Origin of the sequence: Cohnella ginsengisoli (genome assembly GCF_029525555.1) — a bacterium.
Lineage (GTDB): Bacteria > Bacillota > Bacilli > Paenibacillales > Paenibacillaceae > Cohnella > Cohnella ginsengisoli.
The window spans coordinates 425,645-449,496 of sequence record NZ_JAPDHZ010000006.1; the positions used below are offsets into that span (position 1 = coordinate 425,645).

Below are 23,852 nucleotides of genomic sequence, written 5' to 3' on the forward strand. Positions count from 1 at the left end.
GCGATAGCCGCATCGGACCATGACAAATAACCGTCGGGGCAAAGCCACGGCGGTTATTTGTCGTTAGCGTCTCGTCGGACGATTCCCAGCGGCACAAAGAGACGCCATACAACGCCACATGGCTGGAGCGGATCACCTGTCGGCCTGAAGTGACGTCCTTAGGTTTCACCTGCCACAACTCGCCCCTATTCCCCACAGCATTACGGTACAGCCTCGCGGGGGCCGCTTGGTACCGCGTCGGCGTTTTCGAAGCAAAAAAGGCTGTCCCCGCGCTTGCGACGCGGCGGACGGCTTTTTCCAACGAGTTATGCGTGCGGCACCCATTTCGTGATCCGTCCCTCAGGCACCCATTCCACGACGTAAATGGCGCCATCGCCGTCCACATGCACCGCGTGCGGCGACACGAACCCGCGCTCCGGCCATTCGGCCGGCGGGATTGCAGGCCATCTGGCGTCCTGCCAGAGCGAGCCCGCCTCGCCGAGCTGGGCGAAGACGTTAAATTCGCGATCCGCAACGACGACGCGGCTGTTAAGATCCGGAATGCAATAATAATCGCCTGCGCCGACGAGATCGCATGGCAGCATGTAATCGCCCCCGAACGCGCGCAGCAGCTCCCCGTCCGCCGCATACTGCACGAATCGCCGGTGCCTGCGGTCCGCGACGTAGACGGTCGTCTCGCCGGATTCGGAGCCCTCGACCCACAGGCCGTGAGGCTCGCACAGTTTCCCGTCCTCAGCGTCCCCGCGTCCGCCCCAGCTTTGCAGCCAGCGTCCGTCCTTGTCGTAGCGGTGGATCTGATACTCCCCGTAACCGTCCGTCACGTAGATATCGCCGTTCGGCGCGACGCCGACGTCGGTCGGGCGATACTTGTCCGGCGTCTCATAGGTCTCGGGTAAAGGCGGGACGTCCAGTACGAGCATCTCGCGGCCGTCCAGCGCATGCTTGGCGACGCGCTGCCTGCTGATGTCCGTCACGTACAAATATTCCGCGCCGTCCGCCTCGCGGTCCAGGCACAGGCCATGGGCGCCGGCGGCATATTCTTCGCCCCAGGAACCGACATATTCGCCGTTCGGCTCGAAGATCGCGATCGCATGCCGGCTCATGTTAAACACATAGATTCGTCCCGCCGCATCCTCGGCCAGTCCGTGCGTATACCCGAGGGCGACGCCCTCAGGCAGCTTGGCCCACCCGGAAAGCGGCGCGTAATTCGCCGCCTCCCGGATGCCGTTCTTTCTCATATCCGTCACTTTCGGTCCGCCTTCCGTTTTTTGTCGCCGCTCGCGCTTGCGGTCTCGTTGCCGCGGCCTGTCGTTTCCGGTCCGCTTCGCGTCTCTTCCCGCCGGCAGCCGCCGGGGCAGATCCCGGCGCATCCGTTCGGCTTGCACATCGGCTCAGCCCTCCCGGGCGAGCAGCGGGAAGCGCGGACCTGCGATCGGTTGGCCTTTTTCCAGTCCCGCCCCGTCGGTGATGACATGCGCGTCGCCGCTGTAGGTGACGCCGTCCGGCATGTAGATGATGGCCAGCACGCGCCGGGGGCGATCCGTCGAGTTGGCATGCGCGTAGTGGAAGGTCAGGCCGTCGTGGAACGTACAGCTTCCCGCCTTGAGCGGCACGATGACCGGCTTCTGCGTATCCGCCTGGCCGCCTTCCACATAGTCGAAAATGTTTTGCGGGTCGGTCAGATCGATACCCTTCAATTTACCCAGCCGGTTCGACTTCGGAACGAAGGCCATGCAGCCGTTGCGCTCGTCCACGTCGTCTAGCGTCAGCCAGATCGACATCATGCCGGGATTTTTTTCGTTGACCGGCCAGTAAGGGGTATCCTGGTGCCACGGCGTTTCCTTGGAGTCGCCCGGCATTTTCCACAAGCCGTGATCGTGGAAAAGCCGCATGCCGGAAGCGCCGGCCAGCAGTCTCGCCGATTCCGCGAAGCGCGGATGCGCAGTATAGCGGCCCATGCCGGCATGATCGCGCCATACGTTTACCTTCTGGTTCAATACCCGGTAGTACAGGCCGCCCTTCTTGTCGGTGTTGACGGCGCGGTCTCCGTCGTTCTGCATCGCTTCCTCCAAATATTCGCGGAGCTCGGCCAGTTCCTCCGGCGAGATCATGTTGTCCACCTGCACGAACCCGTTCTCCCGATAGAAATCGATATGGGCTTGCGTGATCGGCGTTTGTACTTGCGTCTGATTCGTCATTGCGCTGAAGCCTCCTTGTGATTTGCTGTAGTTCAAGCATAATGGGTAAAGGAGTCGCGGTGGATGGATAGAAGTTCGCCGTATTTGTAAAAAAGGTCGAAAAAAGGAGCGCTTACATGTCTGTCCCGCAGAGAATCGATTACCGCCTGCTGTCGCCTTACGTGCGCTTTGTGCACGAGATCGTGATCGCTCCCGGCGCACGTAACGCCGACCGGCATATTTACGATTACGAGTTCATTTTCGTTGTCCGCGGGGAAGGCAAGCTGCGGCTCGGCGACCGCGTGCATGCGATGAAAGGGGGCGATCTATTCTATATCCGGCCGCATCTGAGCAACGCGATGGAAATTGCCGAGACGCAGCCGATGGATTGCTTTGCCGTTCATTTCGATTATATGTATCTGGGAGAAGGACACGAGTTTTCGCCGTATGCGGTGTATATGGGGCAGGGCGTGGAGGAGAGAGCGGGACGGCTGCACGAAAGGCCGGCCGTCGAGCCTGCTGAGCTGGACATCCCTGAAGCGATCGCGGTCGGAGACGTGAAGGGCTTTTACGAGACGTTCAAGGAATTGAACGACTGCTTCAACCGCGCCGGCGTCGGCGCGCGGCTTCGGCTGAAGTCCGCCATGCTGCGGCTGCTCGGGCTGGTGTACGAGGAGTTGATGACGCGTGAAGGCGTGCGGATCGGACATCCGCACGCGGATACGGTGCTTGAAGCGATCCAGTACATGGAGGCGCACTATGCGGAGCGGATCGACGCGCAGCTGCTCGCGGGCAGGGCCGGCTTCACGCCCAAGTATTTCGGCACGCTGTTCAAGCAGGCGACGGGCGTCGCGGTGTCGGCTTACCTGCTCCGCTTGCGAATGGAGCGGGCCAAGCAGCTGCTCGCGCAGCGCAAGCTCTCGGTCGAGGAGGTCGGCGTCCGCGTTGGCATCGGAGACCTGTATTATTTCAGCAAGCTGTTCAAAAAAACGGAGGGCATGTCCCCGAGCAGATACGCCTCGTCGGTCGCATGGACGGCGGAATAGGATCTGTCCGGCCGGATCGCGGTCAGGCAGCCAGCTTCTTCACCAAGGCGGCAGGCTGCTTTTGCGACCAGGCCTGCAGCGCCGTCGTCAGCAGCGGATCGTCGTTCGCCCAGCGGCCGTCCTGCTGCGCGAACTTGCCCTCGCTTGCTTTACCGGCGATGCGGTATACGTCGGGCGCCTGCGTCTGATCGGCGCGAAGCATCAGCAGGTAGCTCTCTCCCGAACAGAGCAGGGAGCCGCCCGCGTTCGGGGATTGGACGATGCGAATATAACGCGAGGTGCCGCCCTTCAGCCAATCGCGCACCTCGAGCGTCGTGACCGCGGAGTTGCCGTCGAGCGCATGCGCTTCGGCGATGACGGTCCCCGTCACGACGGCATCGGCCGCGTTCATGAGGCTCAGAAGGCGGGCTGCGTCGCCTTGATCGGCCGGACCGCCAGCGGCGTCGTCTTGTCCATGCGCGGGAAGGTCGAGATGCACGGGAGGCAGCGGCACGATTTGTTCGGCGGGAGACAAGGCGAAAGAGGGCGTCAACGGGCCGTTCAAGAGCAAGCCGCCGGCCAACAGGACGACCGCCAGCAGGACGGTTCCGAAAAGTTTGATCGACATGAGGGGCACCGCCGTTTCCGAGTGGTTTGACTTCTTGACGGAGCCCGGCGGGCAAATGTTCCAGTTCGGCGCCAAAGAAAGGACGATCAATATTTGGAAATCGCCGTGCGATTTGGACGCCGCTCTCGCTGCTCGTCCGCGACATCGACAGCTTCAAAAGAGTGAACGACAAGTTCGGCCGCCTGACGGGAGACCGGACGCTGCGCGTCTTCGCGGATTCGGTGCGGACGACGGCGGGAGAGCTCGGGCTCTTCGGCCGTATCGGGAGCGAGGAGTTCGCGCCGGCGCTGCCGGGATTGAAGGCCGGCGAAGCGTTCGGGCGCAACGCGACGCGCGAAGGCGGCCGGGCCACGATCCATGCCTAGCTCCTCATCCAAAAAAAGGAGGCACGGCATCGGGGGCCGTTTCTCCTTTTCAACTGACTATGCCATGTATTCGAAAAACAGCGGCGTTCGTACGAACCGTTCGACCTCGCGGTCGTCCGCGAAGACGGCGCAGGCGAGGAGGAGCTTCATGAGCGCGGCCTCGGACGAAATGTTGCCGAGCGCGATCCCGCCGGCTCCCGTCAGGTGCGACGACGAGGCGTACATATCGCCTTCGGGACTGCGCATCGGCACGAGATAAACGTCGACTCCGCGCTCGCGGCAGTACGAGATGAACGAGACGAGCGATCTGCCCGCCGCCCCGTCCCGCGCGTTGGCGGTGCCCGAGTGATACGTGTCGTGCAGCACGGCGCGCGGACGACGCGCATCGAAGTCGTATACGCGGTAGTCCAGGCCGGGATACGGCTTGACGTAGAGCACGGCCGGCCATGCATCGTCCCGCGTAGGCGTTGCGGGCGGGGACGGCGGAGCTGAGCGTGCGAGCTTTGCCGGGGCCGGGTTGAGCGGATGCGGATCCGGTTCGAAGCGGCCGTTCCGCATCCGGCCGAACGGCGCCGCGTAGGGCGCGTCGAACTGGTCGGTGAACGGCAGCGCTTGCGTGATGCGCGTGCCCACATAGACGACGGAGTCGCCCCGGTCATTGCCGAACAGGGCGAAGACGCCGGGCAACCCGGCGTCGGCGATGAAGTCGACCGACGCGGCGAAGTTGGCGAGCCCGTTGCTCCTCGGGTCGTCCAGCGGATAGTTGGCCGCCGTCAGCACGACGGGGAATGGCGCGTCGCAGCATAGATAAGAGAGCATCGCCGAAGTAAACGAGAGCGTATCGGAGCCGTGCGTGACGATGACGCCGGCGTAGCCGCCGCCGTAGGCGGCGCGAACCGCTTCGGTCAACGTTGCCCAGTCGCCGGGCACGAGGTTCTCGCTGAGCAGGTTGCAGGGCTGCGAAGTCTCAAAAGCGATCTCTCGCGCCCCGGCGATTTGGGCATACTGCTCCATAAGGAAGTAGGAGCCCGACGCATCGACGTCGATGCCGTGCGCGCCGCGTCGGCTGCCGATAGTGCCGCCGGTAAAGAGGACCAAAATTTTAGCGGGCAATTTTGCGGACAAGTGAGCAGACATCCTTTCCGTTCATCGAATATCCGATTGCGGCCGCGTGGCGGCGTTCGTTCGGGGCATTGAGCCGTTCGGTTCAGAAGCTGTCCCAGATATCCGCGAGCGGGATATCCGCGCGGGCCATGACTTCGTCGGCCGCCCCGTAGTACATGCGGATCGTGTCGCCGGCCAGGATCGCGCCGCAGGAGAACACGACCTTGCCGAAGAAGCCGTTCACCTCGTAGTCGGCTTCAGGCGCCAGAATCGGAACGCGGGAGCGGGCCAGCACGCGCGCCGGATCGTCAAAGTCCAGCAAGGCTGCGCCCATGCAGTAGCGGCTATCCGAGTCGGCGCCGTGATAAAGCGCGAGCCAGCCGCGTTCGGTCCGGATCGGCACGGCGCCGCCGCCGATGCGTCCGCCGTCCCAGTGGCCGGGGCGCAGGCCCATCAGGTAGCGGTGGCCGCCCCAATGGAGCAGGTCGGGCGACTCCGCGACCCACATCTCCGGCGCCCCGATCGACTTCGGCACGGGACGGTGCAGCATGTAGTATTTGCCGTTAATCCGCTCCGGAAAAAACATCGCGTCCTTGTTTTCGGGCGGAAGGATCATCCCGAGCCGCTCGTAGGAAACGAAGTCGCGGGTCGCCGCCAGCCCGACGCCGACGCCGCGGGAGCTGACGGCGCTGTAAGTAATGTAGTATTTATCGCCCATCTGCGTGATCCGGGGATCCTCGATGCCCCATGCCTCGTCTTCGCCGGACGGGAACAGCGCAGGCGTCTCGTCGACGACGAACCGCACGCCGTCCCGGCTGCGGGCGGCGCGGAGATGCGACATCGAAGTGAGGTAGGCGTAGGAGCCGTCATAGCCTTTGATCACGCGCGAATCGGCAAAATCGTAATTCGGGTCGTCTGCCGCCAATCGGACGAGCTCCAGTTGGGCGCCGTTCTCGTCGAGCATCGGCACCAGCACGGCGCCGGACTCCGACTGCAGCGGCATCTCGGCCACGCGCAGCAGCAAAATAACCTCGTCCCCCAGTTGGGCGACGCCCGCGTTAAAGGCGCCTACGACCTGGAAATCCGGACGAGAAGGTTTGACATGGCCGACGGTCACGATGGGACCGTCCGCCATACGAATGACAGCCATTTGACGCTCACCCCGTTTGCATCTTATTCTAACCCCATACTACTTTACAAGTACCCAATCTCCAAGCGGAGGGCTCGCGATCGGGCCGAGCCGGCGCGGGAGGTGGCGGAGATCGAGGGATCGATTCGATGGAACCAATGAACGCGCGAAGCGCGGAGATCGTCGAGGTGTGCCTGCTGGCGGGCAAGATCATGCTGGAGAACGGCGGGGAGACGTATCGCGTGGAGGACACGATGATACGGATCGCGTCCGCCTACGGCGCGGAGGGACCGCAGAGCTTCGTCATGCCGACGGGGATCATGTTCGCCATTGAAGGCTCGGAGTCGGCGACGCGGCTCGTCCGCATCTCGCAGCGGTCGACCAACCTGAACAAGGTGACCGAAGTGAACGACATCTCCCGGCGCATCGCGGGCGGCCATCTGAGACCTGCGGAAGCCTGCAGCCTGCTCAAGGAAATTCAGCGCGGTTCGCCCGTTTATCCGCTGCGCGTCCAGCTCGTGCTGGCGGCGCTCGCGAGCGGCTGCTTTCTTATCCTGTACGAGGGCACCTGGGCGGACATGCCTGCGGCCATGCTCTGCGGCGGAACGGGCTTCTGGCTACTCGGCCGGATGGCGAAGCTCAGCTCGATCCGGCTGTTCGGGGAGCTGATCGCGGCCCTCGCCGTCGGTCTGCTGTCCTATCTGGTCGTTCGGCTCGGCATCGGTGAGCAGCACAGCACGATCATGATCGCGTCCGTTATGCCGCTCGTGCCCGGGCTGCTCATTACGAACGCGGTCCGCGATTTGATGGCAGGGCATCTCGTATCGGGCATCTCGAAGGGGGGCGGAGGCGTTTCTGACGGCCTTCGCCATCGGAGCAGGCATCGGCATCGCGCTGACGCTGAATGGATAAGGGGGCGGGCGGGGCATGATCGCAGATTACTTATCGCAATCCATCGCGAGCTTCGTCGGCACGGCATGCTTCGGCGTCATTTTCCAGATCCCGAAGCGCAGCCTGATTCAATGCGGCCTGACGGGCATGGTCGGCTGGCTGGTCTATTACGGCCTGGACCAGGGCAGCGCCGGACCGATCGCGGCCACCTGGGCGTCCGCCGTGCTCATCGGACTGATCGCCCATTATCAGGCGATCCGCTTCAAGGTGCCGGTCACCGTGTTCAGCGTATCCGGCATCATCCCGCTCGTGCCGGGCGGCATGGCCTACGACGCGATGCTGCGGGTCGTGCAGAACGACTATATGTCCGCGGTGGAGCTGGGGGCCAAGGCGTTCATGCTGTCCGGCGCGATCGCGGTCGGGCTCGTGTTCTCCGAGGTCGTCAATCAACTGGTCAAAAGGGTGCGGGCGGGGATGTCGCGGGCGAGGGGCTGAAGCCAAGTATTTCCCGCTACAAAACGTTGCTTGGGCCGCCGATGTGCGGTACAACCGTGCATCGCCCCCACGCGCTGCTTCAAAGTACCCTTGCTGCCCTAAACCCGTCCAACTGCTGATCCATTGCGTCTGAGCGAGCACACGTCCCTGCAACCGCAAAAATTGCGGTTACAGCATGTCCAAGCGACCCGATCGTCCATGCAACTGCAATTTTGCTGTTACGGCACTCCCAGCGAGCCCCGCAGCATGCTCCGCTTAATCCTCGCCGCTATCCGCAAACTGGATATCATGCTTGAGCCCCTGCGCTGCGAACGCGAGCAGGCGGGCGCCCTCCTCGCCGAGCGCTTCTCGGTCGCCCGCCGACAGCGCGGCGAACGGCTCGACGAGCAGCGCCGCATCGCGACGCCGCTGCCGAATCTCCCACTTGCCGGCGACGAAGCCGTCCAGCAGAAAGACGGGGCGCACGAGCCCGTTGGCTGTGAAGACGCGCTGCTTGTGCGGTCCGCCCAGGATGCGGGATCGGTCCGCGTAAGCGAGCAGCATCTGGTCGAACTCGCCCAGAAAGCGCGGCGGACTAGAGGTGTTCGCATCCGGGCGGGGCGCTTCAGGCAAGTCGAATAGCTCGGTTCCTTGCTCGCTGAGGAAGCGAACGAGCCGGGGGGCCGAGCCGCCGGACCGCGTCCTGCAGCTTCGTGAGGCCCGACCATACTTGCATGTCTTTGACCGATGCCGGTCCGAAGGCCGACAGATAGCGCACGACGAGCGCCTCGTCCGTGCAGCTCGCCTCCTCCGGCAGGCCGGTCCAGGCCTCGAGCGGCGCATGCAGCGCCTGCCCGCTTCGGCCCCACAGGCCGCGGGGCGGCGTCTGCACGAGCGGCACGCGCGCCCGGACCGCGGCCGCGAGCGCCTCGGGATCGCGGCCCGGCCAGTGCTCGGCCAGCCGCGCGCCCAGCTCGGCGAAGGTCTGCGGCCGCTCGGCCGTCCATTCGCGCCCCAGGGCGGCGATCGCGTCCGCGTCCGCGCCGGCGAGCCGCTTGCCGAAGCTGCCTGCCAGGCCGCGATCCTGCACGGGCTGGAGCAGCGGGCGCAGGGCCAGGGCGTCCCGGGTCGAGACGAGGTGGAGCGTGGCCCGCATCAAGGCCATCCGCACCGCCTCGCGGCCCAGGAGCAGACCCTCGAGCTCGGCGGGATCAAAGTGCTCCAGCCGCGACCAAAGCGCGTAATACGGCGCCGTCGGCGCCTGCGCCTGCAGTCCGCACAGCCGCTCGAGCGCTTCGAGCGCGGTCATGCGCTCCCGCCGAAGCAACATTTGCCTGGCGAGCAGCGCCCGGTTCAGCGCGCGGCGGTCCAGCGTCGGAGCGGCCGCTAAGCCGCTATCTGTAGAGATCGGGCCCGACGGGCATTCGTTCATGCGAATCGCTCCTCCTTGGCGAGGCGCTTCAGTCCTCATCGCTTAACCCAAGAATAACGCATGCGCTCTGACAGCAGTCTGTCAGGAAGGAATGCCGCATCAGCGCCATTTTGTTCCATGCTTTTCGATCGTGCTTCACTTCATCGATGCGGGTCGTCAATACGGGAGACGAATCTCGACGCGGGTCCCCTGGCCCAGCTCGCTCTTGTAGCGGATGGTGCCCCTATGCCCCGCCAGGATCTGCTGGCTGACCATGAGGCCGAGGCCGTGTCCCGAGGCTTTGTTGGAGTAAAACGGCTCGCCCAGATGCTTCAGCTCTTCTTGGGAAATGCCGAAGCCCTCGTCCTCGATGACGATGAGGATGTTGTCGTCCGCCGCAGGGTCGGCCTGGTGGGACGTCCCGATCGACGCCACGTCCGCCATCATCTCCGGCTCGCGCGCAGCTGCTGCCTCGGCAATCGTCTCCCTCCCGTTAACCGCCTCGCCGACCGAATCTCCGCCAACCGTTTCGCTGCCGCCATTCTCCCCGTGACGCTCCGCCCAGATGCCGATGCGCAGCGTGCCGCCTTCCGGCATCGCCTCCATCCCGTTTTTGAGCACGTTCAGAAAAACCTGCTTTAACTGGTTGGGCTCTCCGTTCAACGGCGCCAGCTCGTCGGCTTCGCGCAGCTCGAACTGCACGTTGTTCATGATCGCCTGCGCCTCGAGCAGCGCCACCGTTTCCTTCATGATGGAGCGGATATCGACGAGCTGGAAGCGAATGGCCTGCGGCTTGGACAGGACGAGGAACTCGCCGACGATGAAGTTGATCCGGTCGAGCTCGGACAGCATCGTGTCGAGATGGGCAGGGTTGATGCCGCCCGACTTTTGCTGGAGCTGCACGAACCCCCGGAGCGTCGTGAGCGGGTTGCGGATCTCGTGCGCGACGCCCGCGGCGAGCTGGCCGACCATCGACAGCTTCTCCGTCCGTCTCAGCATCTCCTCGGTCGCCTTCCGCTCGGTGATGTTCCGCGAGATCGAGGCGATGCCGATCACCTCTCCATGCTCGTCGCGCACGGGGGGAGACCGTGATGCTGACGTCGATCTGCGACCCGTCCTTGCGGTAGCGGATCGTCTCACAGTCCGCGACCGAGCCGCCCTTGACGACCTTCCGCAGGATGCGTGAGTAATCTTCCTGCAGCTCCTCCGGCACCTCGGGCAGCCGGCGGCCCAGCGCCTCGGCGGCGCTCCAGCCGTACATCTTCTCGAACGCGGCGTTCACCTGCATCAGGTTCCCGAGGGGGGTCCGCGACGTGGATGGCGTCCGAGCTGTGGTGCACGAACGATTCGAGGTACTGCTTGGTGCTCCGCAGCTCCGCCGCCGTATCCCTCAGCCGGTTCGTATACGTGCTTAGATTGCTTGCCATCGTGTTGACGCGATCGGACAGCCGGCCGAGCTCGTCATGGCTGGCGACGGGCAGCGGATCGTCGAAGCTGCCTTCGGCCACCGCGTTGACCTTGCGCAAAATCTGCTGCACCGGGCGGATCATCAGACCCGACAGCCAGTAGCTGGTCAAGACGGTAGCGGCTAAGAGGGCGAGGCCGATGACGCCGCTTAGCAGCAGCTGCCGGTGGAGGTCGCCGCTGATCGCAGCGCGGTCGAAGCTCACGGTGACGATGTAGTCCCGGTCTCCGCGGATCGGAATATAGCTCTTGAGCAGCCGTTTGCCGCCGGAGCGGCTGTTCGCCGTTACGGTTTCTCCCGTGGTGATGGCCGTGTTCACATGCTCGACGTCGGCGTCGTCCTTATAGGCGTAGGTGCCGAATACGATATCGCGCACGTCCAGATTATAGACGGGTTTGCCCTTTTTTTATCTTGATGATGGGCGCTTTTCCGAAAAAGGCGGGATCGATGCCGGTAATCTCGACGAGATCGGAATTGTCTTGGAGCAGCTGCTTGATCAGCTTCTCGGTACCGACCGAGTCCTTGAAGTCGACCAGGACGTCGCCCCGCATAAAAGGATTGATCATATAGTTCGTCGTGCCGTCGTAATAGTCGCCCCACTTCAGGATCAAGTCGGGATCCGAGGTGGCGAAGTTGAACGGACCCGACCAGAAGTTCGGCATGGCCCGGCCGAAGCCGACGTTGACGGGCTGGCGCGCGAAGAGCTGCTGGAACGCTCTGTACCAGTAATCCATCGTGTTGGAGCCGAGATTGATCTCTCCGGGCTTCGAGGATTTTTTGACGACGATGTCGTTCGGCGTCCGCACCCAGAGCGAGATTCCCTCCAGCTGGAGCTCCTCGGTCAGTTTGACGAGCTCTTCGTTGGTCACGTTGTCGATGTCCGGATCCAGCGAGCTTCGAATCGCGATCGAGGCGGCGAGCAGCTTTTCCTCCTGAGCCTTCTCCAGCCGCTCGAGCTCGTCTTCGTACGATTTGATCGATTCGCCGATCTGCTTGGAGATAATATCCATGCGGTCGATCGCCGACTTCTGCATGCCGGCCTTGGACCAGAAATACGTAATCGACAAGTTCAGCATGAGGATCGCCGCGACGAGAAGGGACAGGAACACGGTAAGTTTAAGCTTTATGGACAAGGCGGAAAGCCTCCTAGTAGGATGGGGACTGGACAAAGATGCCTGGATCGGATGACTGGGCGAAAGCCGGTTTTTATAAATTCTGTGCGCCTGCCCATAATCCTGCCATCCGTCGAGAGCTAAATCATGTAAAGAAAAACGCGTCATAAAAGTATAAGCGTTTAAACATTTGAGGTTGATTAGAGATAAGAAGATACGCTAAAATAACGTCATGAAAGTTAAAGCGTTTAAACTTTTGGGAAGGGCGGCGTACAGCCGGCATCAGTCCTCTTTCTTGAGGTAGAAAAGGAGCGCGGCAGCGTGAAAATCAGCATCTTCGACGTCGCGAAAAAATCGGGTCTGTCCGTGGTGACCGTATCCCGCGTCATTAACAACGCCCCGTCGGTCAGGGAGAAAAACAAGGAAAGGGTGCTCCAGGCAATGAAGGAGCTCGGCTACCACCCGAGCGCCGCGGCGCGGAGCCTGGCCAGAGGGCGGACGGGCGTCATCGGCCTCACGCTGGCGACGCTGCAGGACTCGTTTTTCGACGCGGTCGTCAAGGAGATCGGCGATCGGCTGGCCGAGCAGGGCTACTTCCTCGCGTTATCGGTCGAGACGGGAGCCGGCGGCGGTTCGGGCAGGCTGCTCTTCGAGGAGGACCGCGTAGACGGCGTCATCGTGCTGTCTCCGATGCAGGAAGACGGATACGAGCTGGAGCTGCTGCAGAAGAGAATTCCATATATCCTGCTGGATAATCAGCAGCCTTCGCCTTCGGCGCCGTCCGTGGTCGTGAACAACTTCAAAGGCGGCTACGAGGCCGCGCGGCATCTGATCGGCCTCGGACATCGCAAGATCGCGCATATCGCGGGACCGCGCGCTTTTTTAAGCAGCCAGGACCGGGAGCGGGGATTTTTGCAGGCGCTTGCGGAGGAGGGACTCTCGCCCTGGAGCGTCGAGTCCGGCGAGTTCAACATCGCGTCCGGCTATCGGATCGCGGAGGCCTGGATCGCGGCAGAGAGCCTGCCGGAAGCGGTATTCGCCGCGGACGACCACATCGCGCTCGGCGTCGTCGACGCCTGCAAGAACGCGGGTCTTCGCGTACCGCGGGACCTGTCGGTCGTCGGGTTCGACGACCAGGTGCTCGCTTCTGAACTCAAGCCCGCGCTGACGACGGTCCGCCAGCCGGCGGACAAGATCGGGCGCAAGGGCGTGGAGCTGCTGCTGGCGGCGATCGAGGGGCAGCAGCGGCGCCACGTCACGGTGCAGATCGATCCGGAGCTGGTCGTCAGGGATTCGACGGCGGCCAGCCGTTCAACAAACGAATAGGCGAGAGGGAGAGACGAGGATGAAGTATTATTTGGGCGTCGACGGCGGCGGATCCAAGACCTACGCGCTCGTCGCGGACGAGCGGGGACGGGTCGTCGGTAAAGGCAAAAGCGGCAACGGGAATCATCAGCTCGACCGTGAAGTCGCGCGGCGCAGCATCAGAGAAGCGACGAAGGCGGCGCTTGCCGCCGCGGGGATCTCGCGGGAGCAAGTTGCGTCCGCCTGCTTCGGCTTGGCCGGCGCGGACCGCGAGGCGGACTTCCGGATCTTGCGTCCGATGATCGCGGAGCTCGGCTTCGCGAAGCACGAGATCCACTGCGACACGATCATCGCGATGCGCGCAGGCACGAGCCGGCCCTACGGCGTCGTGCTCATCTGCGGCAGCGGCACCAACGGCGCGGGCCGCAATCCCGCCGGGGAGAGCCTCCAGGTCGGCGGATTCACTTATATGACGGGCGACTTCGGCGGCGGCATGGCGTTGGCCGTCGAGGCATTCCGCACGGTCGTGCGCGCTTGGGACGGACGCGAGGCGGAGACGGCGCTCACGCCGCTCGTGCTTGCGGAGACGGGCTACGCGACGGTCGAAGAGATGTTCCACGATTACCTCGACCGCGACCTGCAGCCGCCGCTGGGCCTCGCGAAGCTGCTGTTCGAGGCCGCCGCGGGCGGAGACGCGGCCGCGCAGGCGATTCTGCGGAAACAGGGTGACGAGCTGGGCAGGCAGGCGAACGCGATTATCCGAAGGCTCGGCATGTCGGACGAGACGTTCGACGTCGTCATGGCCGGCAGCATTTTGACGCGTGGCAAGGGAGATTGGGTGCATGCCGAGATTCGGAAGGCCGTTTCTGCTGCGGCGCCCGACGCCTCGGTGGTGAAGCTGGCGGTCGAGCCGGTCGTCGGCGCGCTGTGGCTGGCGTTCGAGGCCGACGGCCCGCTGCCGGAGACGGCGCGCGAGACGTTGAAGAACGCCGCGGAATTCGAAGCGATCTGATCCATATATCAGGAGGATGATTAGCATGGCGCAAGGGCTGAAGGTGGCCGTCATCGGCGGAGGCTCCTCGTATACGCCGGAGATCGTGGAAGGCTTCATCAACCGGTACGACAAGCTCCCGATCCGGGAGTTGTGGCTCGTCGACATCGAAGCGGGGCGGCACAAGCTCGAGATCGTCGGCGCGCTCGCGAAGCGCATGGTCGAAAAGTCCGGCCTGCCGATCAGCGTGCATCTGACGCTGAACCGGCGCGAAGCGATCGACGGCGCGGACTTCGTCTCGACGCAGATGCGCGTCGGCTTGCTCGAAGCCCGCAAGTGGGACGAGCACATCCCGAACCTGCACGGCGTCATCGGGCAGGAGACGACCGGCCCCGGCGGCATGATGAAGGCGCTGCGCACGATCCCCGCCCTGCTGGACATCTGCCGGGACATCGAGGAGCTGGCGCCGAACGCCTGGCTGCTCAACTTCACCAATCCGGCCGGCATGGTGACTGAGGCGATCCGCCGCTATTCCAAGGTGCGCAGCATCGGCTTGTGCAACGCGCCGATCGGTCTCGCGAAGTGGCTCAGCGCCAAGTACGACACGACGCCTTCTCACATTTACACGGAGTTCGTCGGGCTCAACCATCTGCACTGGGTGACGCGCATCGAGGTCGAGGGCGTCGACCGGCTGCCCGAGCTGCTCGACAAGCGGGCGGAATACAGCGGCAAAAACGTGCCCGCGTCCGAATGGGACCCGGACTTCCTCCGCTCGCTGGGCGGGTTTCCTTCCTACTACCTCAAGTATTTTTATATGACAGACGTCATGCTTGAGGAGCAGCTTGAATCGCTGAAGGGCGGCGGCACGCGCGCAGAGATCGTGAAGAAGGTCGAGGATGAGTTGTTCGAGCTGTACAAGGACCCGGAACTGCAGGAGAAGCCCAAGCAGCTGGAGAAACGCGGAGGCGCCTACTACTCCGAGGCGGCGGTTAACCTGATGGAGTCGCTCTACGGCGATAAACGCGATATCCAGACGTTAAACGTGCCGAACGGCAACACGCTCGATTTTCTCCCGCCGGACGCCTGCATCGAGGTGAACTGCGTCGTGACGGGCCAGGGTCCGCTGGCGCTGCCGGTAACCCGGGTGCCCGAGCAGGCCAAGGGACTCATCCATGCCGTGAAGACGTACGAACGGTTGACGATCCGAGCGGCCGTGGAGGGCGACCGTGATGTGGCCCTGCAGGCAATGGCGGCGCATCCGCTCGTGCCGTCCGTCCGAGTCGCGAAGCGGCTGCTGGACGAGATGCTGGAAAAGAACCGTCCTTATCTGCCTGCTTTTTTCTAAATACGGCGGATGAGTCTTCAACATATTCACAAGGCGAATATATTTGCATGAATAAACCTAACTTTCCTGCCATGTAAAACAGTCGTTAGTAAACCTAACGAAAATAACGATCGCATATTAGTTAGATGAAAAAGACGATACAGTTATATTAAAAGCAATTGAGCACCTATTTCAATGAAAGTAAGCGCTTTATAATCTGAGGCATATTCTGGTTTGGCATACGCGAATGTAAAGATTTATTCGTTGTTAGCGCTAACCGAATGCGTAAATGCGCTCATTTCGTTGGAGGAGGTTTCTTGATGAAAGCTTCAAAGAAAATCCTGTCCGGCGCCCTATCGACGGCGTTGGCGGCATCCGCCGTATTGGCCGGCGTCGCCGCGCCGGTGTCGGCATGGGCTGCAGAACCGTCGGCGACGGCAAGTCCGTCCGCCGTGTCCGCTCCGACCGCCGGGCTGCCGCTATCCGACACGCTGCAGCATTGGGCGAAGGACAGCATCGCCAAATGGGTGGCAAGCGGCGTGCTGAGCGGATATCCCGACAAGACGTTCCATCCGAACGACCGGATCACGCGCGCCGAATTCGCGACGATCCTGAACCGCGTATTCGGCTTTTACGCCGAATCGAACGAGGCATTCTCGGACGTCAGGGGAACGAGCTGGTACGCGGACGCGCTGTCGATCGCGCGCGAAGCCGGCTATTACGAGGGCTTCCCGGGGAATCGGGCGCAGGCGGGAGACGCGATCAGCCGCCAGGACGCGGTAACGCTGCTGGCGCGCGTGTTTTCGCTGGCCGCTTCCGGAAGCGCTTCTACGCAGGCGGGCTTCAGCGACGGCGCGCAGATCCAAGCCTACGCCAAGGCGGCGGTAGACGCATTGTCCGGCGCGCTAAGCGGCTATCAGGACGGCACCTTCCGTCCGAACGACAGCATCACGCGCGCGGAGGTCGTGACGCTGATCGACAAGCTCGTCGCGGGCTACTATGCTTCCGCGGGCGTCGTCGAGGGCGGAGAGATCGCGGGCAATGTCGTGGTCAATCACGACGGCGCGACGCTTAAGAACGCGGTCGTTAACGGCAATCTGTATCTGACCGCGGGCATCGGCGACGGCGAGGTGAAGCTCGACGGCGTCACGGTCAAAGGCAAGACGTTCATCGCGGGCGGCGGCCCGCACACGGTGATCCTGAACGATGCGACGCTTGGCGAAGTCGTCGTCGACCGCAAGGAAGGCGAGGTTCGCGTGCAAGCGACCGGCAAGACGAAAATCGAACAGGTCACCGTAGAGAGCGCGTCGAAGCTGGAGCTGGCACAGGGCGTTCAGGTTGAATCCGCTACGTTCAACAGCCCGGTGGCGCTGGAGCTGGCTTCGGGTGCGTCGATCGACCAACTGAAGGTGAATTCGGGCGCCAGCGGCACGACGATCGCCGGGAGCGGCACCGTAGGATCCGCCGACATCCAGGCATCCGGCGTCATCGTAGGCGGGAAAGCGGTCGAAGCAGGCAAGTTCAGCATCGCGAACGGCGCAGCTGCGCCGAGTACGACCTCGCCTTCGGCGAATGGCCCTGTCACCACGCCAGCCAACCCCGCGGTCAGCGTGAACCTTGTCGATCCGGACGCTTCCGCCGCGACGAAGTCCCTGTTCGTTTACCTGAACGAGATTCGAGGCGGCGGCATCTTGTTCGGGCAGCAGCACGCGACGACGGAAGGCCTGTCGATCGGCAAGCGGGACGGCACCGAGTCCGACACGTACAATGCGGTCGGGGAATACCCCGCGTTATTCGGCTGGGACACGCTGACGCTGGAAGGCAAAGAGAAGCCGGGCGTATCCGGCGACTTCGAGCAGAGCCGCGACAACCTGATCGACGTGATGAAAAAGGCTTATAATTACGGCGGCGTACTGACGCTGAGCTCGCACCTGCCGAACTTCGTGACGGGCGGCGATTTCTACGACCTGAAGGGCAACGTTGTCTCGCATATCCTGCCGGGCGGAGACAAGCATGCCGCGTACAATGCGTTTCTCGACAATATCGCGGACTTCGCGAACCATCTGAAGGACGACAACGGCAACCCGATCCCGGTCATCTACCGTCCGTTCCACGAGCAGAGCGGCAGCTGGTTCTGGTGGGGCGCGGCGTTCACGACGAAGGATGAATACCGCGAGATCTACCGCTATACCGTCGAATATTTGAGAGACGTCAAGGGCGTGAGCAACTTCCTGTACGCCTACTCGCCCGGCGGCGGCTTCGGCACGAGCGAGGAGCGGTATATGGAGACGTATCCGGGCGACGACTACGTCGACATCCTCGGCTTCGACAGCTACTACAACGGGGAAGGCCAAAGCTGGTTCGACGGCGTCACGACGGAAGCCGCGCTCGTCTCGCGCGTAGCGGACGGCCATCATAAGGTCGCGGCGCTTACCGAGTTCGGCTACCAGCAGATGAAGGCGAGCGGCAATTCGACGCCAGACTTCTACACCAAGCTTTCGGAGGCGCTGCAATCCGATCCGGACGCCAGGAAGATGGCTTATATGCTCACCTGGGCGAACTTCGGGCCGACCGCCTACGTGCCGTATCCGACGGGCGAGGGACAGCCGGCGCATCAGATGCTGCCCGACTTCGTCAAGTATTTCGAAGAGTCGTACACCCTTTTCAACAAGGAAGTCTCCCATGCCTACGATCGCAACGTGGCGACGGAGCGCGAGCAGCCGTTCATGCACGTCGCTTCGCCGACCGACCAAAGCACGGTCAAGACGAATACGACGCAGATTCGCGCGCGCATTCTGAACGAGACGCCTGCCAAGGTCGTCTACGCGACGGCTGGGGACGATGCGGAGCATGCGCTGACGCTCGATCCCGCGACCGGCTTTTACACGGCCGATTGGTCCCCGGCGGCCAGCCTGAACGGCAAGTCGGCGACCGTCACCGTCAAGGCGTACGACGCGGACGGCAAGGTGCTGCAGGCGCAGACGAACACCGTATTCGTGAAGATTCCGGAGGTGCTGATCGGCGCCTACACGTTCGACGACGGCATCGAGGGCATTCAGAGCAACGGCGGATGGCAGGCGGATATCGAGGGGCTCTCGCACGTCAGCTTGAACGGCGACGGCAAGCTTAAGCTCAGCGTCGTCGGCACGACGTATACGGACGATTGGCAGGAGCTCAAGCTGGAGCTGAAAAACGCCAAGGCCGTCGCCGGCGCAGACACGCTCTCCGGCGTGAAGCGCCTTAAATACGAAGCGTGGGTGCCGGTCGCGGCTGGCGCGAAGAGCGGCAAAGCGACCTTGCGCAGCGTCGTTCAGCTGCCGCCGGATTGGGACCACAAGTACGGCATGGACACGACGCAGGTTTCCTTCGACAATCTGGAGAAGGTCCAGATCGACGGAGAGCCGTATGTCCACTATGCGGCTGCGATCGATCTGACGAACGCTGAAGCGCTTGCCGCGGCGGACGATCTGGCGCTCTCGCTCGTCGGCAGCGGATTGGACAACGGCGGCGCCGCATACCCGGTCTATATCGACAACATCCGTTTGTACAGCACGTACCAGGATGCCGCCTCCGATCCGGCATCGGTCGACGACTTCGAAGGCTACCTCGGCAGCAACGATGCGCTCGGCGCGAAGTTCGTCCATGCGGGCGGCGACGATACGGCCGCGGCGCTCGACGCGGGCAGCAAGCACGGCGGCAGCTACGGGCTGAAGTATACCTATACGCTGGCGAACAGCGGCTATGCCGGCATCACCAAGGCGCTCGGCGGCGTAGATTGGTCGGGCTACAACGCCCTGCAATTTCGGTACAAGCCGGACGGCAAGGGCCAGAAGCTCGTCATGCAGATCAACGCCGACGGCAAGACGTACGAGTATTACCCGGACACGGCGACGGAGGAAGCGCAGTTCGTGACCGCTCCGTTTAGCGCGTTCAAGCCGGCTAACGGCGCGACGGGCACGCTCACGAAGCTGAACCTGTCCAAGGTGAACGCGTTCTCCATCTACACGAACGCGAAGCCGGACGGCACGAAGCTGACGTCTTCGATGTACTTCGACGACATCCGCGCGGTCAGCGACGACGCGGCGGGCCCGGTGCCGAACGGCAGCGCCGGCGGCGGATTGCCGACGGGCACGCTTTACGGCTTCGACGGCTCGGCCGAAGGTTGGGCGCTGAACGACAGCCAGAACACGCTCGGCGCCGGCAACGTAAGGCAGACGTCGGACGGAGGCGCGAAGGTGCTGGCGGTGGACTTCAACGCGACCGGCACGGGAAGTTCGCCGCAGCTTGAGCTCGGCGCGGTCTCGGACAAGGACCTCAGCAACGGGTCCGCGATCAAGCTTAAGGTGCGTCTCGCCGCGGGCACGGCCAAGGCCAAGCTGTTCATTAAGCACGGCGGCGCATGGACGTGGGTGAACGCCGACGAAGCGACGCTGAATACCGATTATCAGACGTTAACGCTGAATCTGAATGCCGGCGGCATCGACAAGACGGCGATCAAAACGATCGGCCTGCAAGTCTACGCGCCGGACGGTACGGGCACGATGACCTTGTACGTGGACGAAGTCGCGTTGGAATAGCATGTCAGGGCTCGGCGGCAGCGCCGCCGAGCGAACTAAAAAGACGGCGCTCCCGAACCGCCAAGCGGCCGGGGCGCCGTCTTTGTCGCGCGCTGCGACGGGAGACGAACGAAGAAGGTTGATGGGCCGGAGCCTGCTCTTGGGCAGGGCGGCTATGCGGGTTTGCTGTGTCTAGGGTTCGTCTACCCGCAGATCGTACCGCCGTGATCGAAGCGCAGTCGGCTGCAGCGCCCGGGTTCGACCCCGGGACGACGCGTCCAATGACTCATGGCTTAATCTGTAATTAAACGCGTGCGCGCGCCGTCAAACGACAAATTGCGATTTTGATCAAAGAAGGGACTTTTATCCATGACTTCCGACTCAGCGAGGCGTTTCGCTCATGGCGACCGAGATCAGGCGATCCTCGGCGTCATTAAAACGGACGGTCACGAACACGCCGAACTCCCGGTCGGCCTGGCGGAGCCAAAGCTTGAATTTCTCCTCGCTGAGGCCGCCTTCGAGCTGCGTTCTGCCGATGTGCAAATAATCGACGAGCGACGCCTGCGGGTACTTGTGCTTCGTCTCCTCGATGGCGATGAGGCTCCATTTGTGATAGGTCGTATCCGCGGCATCGGCTTGTTCGGCGCGGACCGCCAAAGCCGTCCAGACTGCGATGGCCAATAAGGCGAGCAGGACGCCGGCGCGCGCTGTGCCCGTTATCGCCTTGGGATAGCGTTGACTCATTGCGGTTACACGCCCTCCTGTATCGTCGGTTGCCAACCGTACCATTATGCCCCAATCGAAGCGGATGATGCCGACAAAGGCATCGAGGTCGAATCGTAGCGAAATGCGATTGACATGGCTTCGTTAACCAAGCATAATACTGGTAAATAATCGTACGGGGAAGCGCCCCGTCGGAGCCGCACACGGGACGTGTCGCTTTGACGGGGCGCTTTTTTTACCGTAAAGGGAGCGGGAAAATGGACGACGGGAACAAGAAGGGCAAGGATGGCGAGGTGCGCGAGCAGGTCGTGACCTACGAGATCTACGCTGAGATGCCGGATGACGGCAAACGCTACGAGATCTTCGACGGCAAGCTGGAGCTGATGTCTCCCGGACCGAATATTTTTCATCAGGCGATAAGCGGCAAATTGTATCTGCTCGTGCAGAGCTGTATCTCGAATTACATCGTGTTGTACGCGCCCCTGGATGTCATTCTGAGCAAGACTAACGTCATGCAGCCGGACCTTGTGCTCGTCAGCAAGGACCGCTGGGAGATTGTCAGCAAGCGCGGCGTGGAGGGCGCTCCTGATCTGGCGGTGGAGATTTTGTCGCCGGGCTCGCGCAAGCGGGATCGGGTACGCAAGCACGCGGTCTACGAGAAGCATGGCGTGCCCGAATATTGGATCGTCGACCCGACCGCCCGCACGCTGGAGCAATTTGTGCTCGTCGACGGCCGCTACCGGGTAGGCGAGCTTTTCGAGGAACAGGACCGTGTCGCGTCGGAGCGGTTCCCTTGCGTTTCTTTTGCGGTGGACGAGCTGTTCAAGGGCGACGTGCTGGAACGGCTGGCTTCGCTGAGCTAAGCGAGCACGCTTGGTGGCGCTAGCGCGGGCTTTTTCTGATAAACCATCTACTTCGCCACCGCAAACCGCAGCACCGTCCGCAGTTTTTCCGTCCCTGTCCTGCGCGGGTCGGACAGATAAATCTCGCGATGGAGCTTCGACGCTCGCCGATAGCCCGCTTCCGCGCAGAACGCCTCCATTTTCGAGAAGCTCGCGGGCTCGTTTTCAAAGCTGCCCACGTGCATCATTTGACAGCTCGGGCCGTCCTCGATCGTAACGAATTTCAAGCGTGCTAGCTGCGGGTTCGGCTTCTTGGCCGCCGTTTTGCCGACAAAGTATCGGAACCCGTCCTCGGTCAGGAAATCGGGCTGCCGAATCATGATCGTATACTTCCAGTTGTTCTTGTCCGTGGCAGGCCGCGTCAGATCCACGAGACCCCACACCCCTTCCAGCGGATAGACCGTGTAGTCGTAATACCCTTCCGGCGCGTCGCTTCCTTTATACGACATTTTGACGGCATAGCTCAGCGCGTACAGCGCCTCCGTCTCCAGCGCGAATGCGGGGCGGTTCGGATCCCCCCTCGCCTTCGATGGCGGCGAAGGGCATGGGGGGCACGTCGAGGATGGCGGGTTCTCCTTTGGGCAAATAGAGCGATTTGTCGTGTTTTTTGTAGTCGATTTTGGCGGACATGGACGTACCTCCCAACTTGGTATAACGGTATATTACGGCAAGGACGGTGACAACAGGGTGTCAGTGGCACAATTAGACCCCTCCGGGGCTGGACAACTCCGAGCCGCGATCGGTACACTTGGCATAGTGCGGCAAACGCCGCAGGTCAGATCTAGATTCGAACAAAGCAGGGAGACCGTATCTAATGAGATTTTCCATACAATACCTGTCCTTCTTCGTCATCCAGTCCGAGAGCCCCAAGGAGACGGACACGAACAAGCGGTATAAGCACTATAAGACGCTGGACCACTACGACTACGAGGACAGCGAGGTCAAGTCGTTTCTCGACGAGGAATTCTCGCGGATCGCGAAGCGCAAGGCCGACGTGAATCCGGATACCGCCGCGGCGCCGACGAAGATCGGCCGCTTTATTATGGAGCCGGGGCAGGAGCCCGAGAGCAACCCGAACTACAACCTGTTCCAGCGGCTGCGCGTGGCCACGACCAAGGAGCAGTTCCACTATGCCTGCGACGACGTGCTGCGGAGCTACATGGACACGAGCGCGGTGCGGGGAGGCGCGTTTATCGTCGCGGCGGCCAAGGTGAACGAGCTGTTCGACGAGCCGTTCGTGTTCGTGCTGAAGTGCGATTTCGAGTCGAAGATCGCCCGCATCTCCGACGAGCGCAGCCTGATCTCGAAGGTCGACATGGCGATCAGCGCGCGCAACATCAAGTCGATCCAGTATCCCCACATGCCGGAGGAAGGGATGCTCGAGCCGTACGAGCTGAAGATTCATCAGGCGTCGCACGCGCGCTACTTCGAGGACTTCCTGAAGTACGTCTCTTACGAGAAGTCGAAGCCGGAGATCGTGAACGACCAGGTCCTGGGCCTGGTGCAGGAATATATGGAGCGCAAATGGTCGGGAGACGGCACGGAGAGCGAGACGGGCTATGCGGCGGACGGAGGGGCGGGAGCGATGGGAGGCCCGGGCGCCTTGCAGGACGGCGGCATGGCCGACGCTTACGGTGCCGGCGCGGACGCTGCCGGCGGTTACGGCGAGTACGAGGCGATCCGCGAGCGCGATCTGTCGGCGGATATGGGCTATGGTGCGGCGGGTTACGATGAAGCCGGCTTGGGCGGCGGCGCATACGGCGGCGGTCAAGGCGGCGGCTACGGCGGCCAAGGCGGCGGTGGCGTGTCGCGGGCTGCGCGCGGCAGCGGCGGCTGGGCGCAGGAGGCGCGCGAGTTCGAGATGTGGGCGGCCGGCGACAAGCGGCAGCTGCAGGAGAAGTGGACGCACGAGGACGTCATGGGCGCGACCGCCCATATCGTCGAGTATCAGCCGGACCTCGAGCTGAAGTTCAAGGCGGACGATATTGCCGTCCGGGCCAAGATGAGCGACTACGGCGATTCGATCCATATCGCCCGCATGAACGGCAGGTACGTGCTTTTGATCGAGGCCGACGGCCTGCACTTCGAGAAGGGGATGTCCCCGATCGAGCTGCTCCATCCCGAGGACATCGAGCAAGTGCTCGCCCGCATGCGCGGCCGTCCGCGCCCGGGGCATTGAGGCGTTAACTTTCGGCAATAGGCGAGGCGTGGTGCCGGGCGTACGATACGGAGAGATTGCAGGCGAGCGAGGCAGACAGATGGCGGCCTGT

22 protein-coding genes and 3 pseudogenes are annotated in these 23,852 nt (G+C 62.8%); 10 read left to right on the forward strand and 15 right to left on the reverse strand.

Annotated features, from left to right (window positions below):
* Window positions 1–305: 305 nt before the first annotated feature.
* The 3 genes from OMP38_RS28505 to OMP38_RS28515 are packed head-to-tail and all read right to left on the reverse strand — an operon-like array spanning window position 306 to window position 2,198.
* Window positions 306–1,247 carry an NHL repeat-containing protein gene (locus OMP38_RS28505; protein WP_277568094.1) on the reverse strand — a complete coding sequence of 314 codons (942 nt, stop codon included), beginning with the start codon at window positions 1,245–1,247 and terminating at the stop codon, window positions 306–308.
* Window positions 1,244–1,387, reverse strand: coding sequence for a hypothetical protein (locus tag OMP38_RS28510; RefSeq protein WP_277568095.1), 144 nt, complete (start codon window positions 1,385–1,387; stop codon window positions 1,244–1,246). The genes OMP38_RS28505 and OMP38_RS28510 overlap by 4 nt, the downstream gene beginning before the upstream one ends.
* 4 nt (window positions 1,388–1,391) lie before the next feature.
* Window positions 1,392–2,198, reverse strand: coding sequence for a phytanoyl-CoA dioxygenase family protein (locus tag OMP38_RS28515; RefSeq protein ID WP_277568096.1), 807 nt, complete (start codon window positions 2,196–2,198; stop codon window positions 1,392–1,394).
* Window positions 2,199–2,314: 116 nt separating this feature from the next.
* Between OMP38_RS28515 and OMP38_RS28520 the strand changes: the two genes are divergently transcribed.
* Window positions 2,315–3,223 (forward strand): AraC family transcriptional regulator, encoded by a 909-nt coding sequence (locus OMP38_RS28520; protein WP_277568097.1) that lies wholly within the window; start codon window positions 2,315–2,317, stop codon window positions 3,221–3,223.
* Window positions 3,224–3,245: 22 nt separating this feature from the next.
* On the opposite strand, the gene OMP38_RS28525 is transcribed toward OMP38_RS28520, so the two are convergent.
* Window positions 3,246–3,830 carry a hypothetical protein gene (locus OMP38_RS28525; RefSeq protein ID WP_277568098.1) on the reverse strand — a complete coding sequence of 195 codons (585 nt, stop codon included), beginning with the start codon at window positions 3,828–3,830 and terminating at the stop codon, window positions 3,246–3,248.
* 128 nt (window positions 3,831–3,958) lie between these two features.
* Here OMP38_RS28525 and OMP38_RS28530 point away from each other — a divergent pair, with 128 nt between their 5' ends.
* Entirely contained in the window at window positions 3,959–4,195 is a 237-nt protein-coding gene (locus OMP38_RS28530; protein WP_277568401.1) for a diguanylate cyclase domain-containing protein, read from the forward strand.
* 57 nt (window positions 4,196–4,252) lie between these two features.
* Here the strand turns inward: OMP38_RS28530 and OMP38_RS28535 are convergent, their stop codons facing one another.
* Window positions 4,253–5,320, reverse strand: coding sequence for an asparaginase (locus OMP38_RS28535; RefSeq protein WP_277568099.1), 1,068 nt, complete (start codon window positions 5,318–5,320; stop codon window positions 4,253–4,255).
* Between the two features lie 82 nt (window positions 5,321–5,402).
* A complete protein-coding gene (locus OMP38_RS28540) occupies window positions 5,403–6,449 on the reverse strand; it encodes a glycoside hydrolase family 130 protein (protein WP_277568100.1) in 1,047 nt (348 codons plus the stop codon).
* A gap of 128 nt (window positions 6,450–6,577) precedes the next feature.
* Between OMP38_RS28540 and OMP38_RS28545 the strand changes: the two are divergent.
* Both OMP38_RS28545 and OMP38_RS28550 read left to right on the forward strand, forming a co-directional pair.
* Window positions 6,578–7,340: pseudogene (locus tag OMP38_RS28545) on the forward strand (threonine/serine exporter family protein).
* 15 nt (window positions 7,341–7,355) lie between these two features.
* The gene (locus OMP38_RS28550) at window positions 7,356–7,814 is read left to right on the forward strand and encodes a threonine/serine exporter family protein (RefSeq protein WP_277568101.1); all 459 of its coding nucleotides are present in this window, start codon (window positions 7,356–7,358) and stop codon (window positions 7,812–7,814) included.
* A 255-nt stretch (window positions 7,815–8,069) separates the two neighbouring features.
* On the opposite strand, the gene OMP38_RS28555 is transcribed toward OMP38_RS28550, so the two are convergent.
* The 6 genes and pseudogenes from OMP38_RS28555 to OMP38_RS28575 form a co-directional block, all read right to left on the reverse strand.
* On the reverse strand, window positions 8,070–8,426 hold the full coding sequence (locus OMP38_RS28555) for a DNA glycosylase AlkZ-like family protein (RefSeq protein WP_277568102.1): 357 nt from the start codon (window positions 8,424–8,426) through the stop codon (window positions 8,070–8,072).
* Entirely contained in the window at window positions 8,419–9,264 is an 846-nt protein-coding gene (locus OMP38_RS28560) for a winged helix DNA-binding domain-containing protein (protein WP_277568103.1), read from the reverse strand. The genes OMP38_RS28555 and OMP38_RS28560 overlap by 8 nt, the downstream gene beginning before the upstream one ends.
* A gap of 117 nt (window positions 9,265–9,381) precedes the next feature.
* Window positions 9,382–10,260 carry an ATP-binding protein gene (locus OMP38_RS28565; RefSeq protein ID WP_277568104.1) on the reverse strand — a complete coding sequence of 293 codons (879 nt, stop codon included), beginning with the start codon at window positions 10,258–10,260 and terminating at the stop codon, window positions 9,382–9,384.
* 79 nt (window positions 10,261–10,339) lie between these two features.
* A pseudogene (locus tag OMP38_RS36325) lies at window positions 10,340–10,492 on the reverse strand (PAS domain-containing protein); the annotation flags it as partial.
* A gap of 133 nt (window positions 10,493–10,625) precedes the next feature.
* A pseudogene (locus OMP38_RS36330) lies at window positions 10,626–11,045 on the reverse strand (sensor histidine kinase); the annotation flags it as partial.
* Window positions 11,046–11,052: 7 nt separating this feature from the next.
* Complete coding sequence (locus OMP38_RS28575) at window positions 11,053–11,802, reverse strand: hypothetical protein (protein WP_277568106.1); 750 nt, start codon at window positions 11,800–11,802, stop codon at window positions 11,053–11,055.
* 300 nt (window positions 11,803–12,102) lie between these two features.
* Here OMP38_RS28575 and OMP38_RS28580 point away from each other — a divergent pair, with 300 nt between their 5' ends.
* From OMP38_RS28580 to OMP38_RS28595, 4 genes are all read left to right on the forward strand, one after another.
* Window positions 12,103–13,107, forward strand: coding sequence for a LacI family DNA-binding transcriptional regulator (locus OMP38_RS28580; RefSeq protein WP_277568107.1), 1,005 nt, complete (start codon window positions 12,103–12,105; stop codon window positions 13,105–13,107).
* A 19-nt stretch (window positions 13,108–13,126) separates the two neighbouring features.
* Window positions 13,127–14,098: an N-acetylglucosamine kinase gene (locus tag OMP38_RS28585; protein ID WP_277568108.1), complete on the forward strand. Its 972-nt coding sequence runs from the start codon at window positions 13,127–13,129 to the stop codon at window positions 14,096–14,098.
* 25 nt (window positions 14,099–14,123) lie between these two features.
* Complete coding sequence (locus tag OMP38_RS28590; RefSeq protein ID WP_277568109.1) at window positions 14,124–15,422, forward strand: 6-phospho-beta-glucosidase; 1,299 nt, start codon at window positions 14,124–14,126, stop codon at window positions 15,420–15,422.
* A 299-nt stretch (window positions 15,423–15,721) separates the two neighbouring features.
* Window positions 15,722–19,978: a CIA30 family protein gene (locus tag OMP38_RS28595; RefSeq protein ID WP_277568110.1), complete on the forward strand. Its 4,257-nt coding sequence runs from the start codon at window positions 15,722–15,724 to the stop codon at window positions 19,976–19,978.
* 360 nt (window positions 19,979–20,338) lie between these two features.
* On the opposite strand, the gene OMP38_RS28600 is transcribed toward OMP38_RS28595, so the two are convergent.
* The gene (locus tag OMP38_RS28600; RefSeq protein WP_277568111.1) at window positions 20,339–20,701 is read right to left on the reverse strand and encodes a DUF3889 domain-containing protein; all 363 of its coding nucleotides are present in this window, start codon (window positions 20,699–20,701) and stop codon (window positions 20,339–20,341) included.
* A gap of 236 nt (window positions 20,702–20,937) precedes the next feature.
* On the opposite strand from OMP38_RS28600, the gene OMP38_RS28605 reads away from it, so the two are divergent.
* On the forward strand, window positions 20,938–21,543 hold the full coding sequence (locus OMP38_RS28605; RefSeq protein WP_277568112.1) for a Uma2 family endonuclease: 606 nt from the start codon (window positions 20,938–20,940) through the stop codon (window positions 21,541–21,543).
* A 47-nt stretch (window positions 21,544–21,590) separates the two neighbouring features.
* Here OMP38_RS28605 and OMP38_RS28610 read toward each other — a convergent pair whose 3' ends face one another.
* Both OMP38_RS28610 and OMP38_RS28615 read right to left on the reverse strand, forming a co-directional pair.
* A complete protein-coding gene (locus OMP38_RS28610) occupies window positions 21,591–22,031 on the reverse strand; it encodes a GyrI-like domain-containing protein (protein ID WP_338130687.1) in 441 nt (146 codons plus the stop codon).
* The gene (locus OMP38_RS28615; RefSeq protein WP_277568113.1) at window positions 22,021–22,212 is read right to left on the reverse strand and encodes a hypothetical protein; all 192 of its coding nucleotides are present in this window, start codon (window positions 22,210–22,212) and stop codon (window positions 22,021–22,023) included. Before OMP38_RS28615 ends, OMP38_RS28610 begins: the two co-directional genes overlap by 11 nt.
* Window positions 22,213–22,396: 184 nt before the next feature.
* Between OMP38_RS28615 and OMP38_RS36335 the strand changes: the two genes are divergently transcribed.
* Window positions 22,397–23,761, forward strand: coding sequence for a DUF3900 domain-containing protein (locus OMP38_RS36335; RefSeq protein WP_420869763.1), 1,365 nt, complete (start codon window positions 22,397–22,399; stop codon window positions 23,759–23,761).
* The last annotated feature ends 91 nt before the right edge of the window (window positions 23,762–23,852 follow it).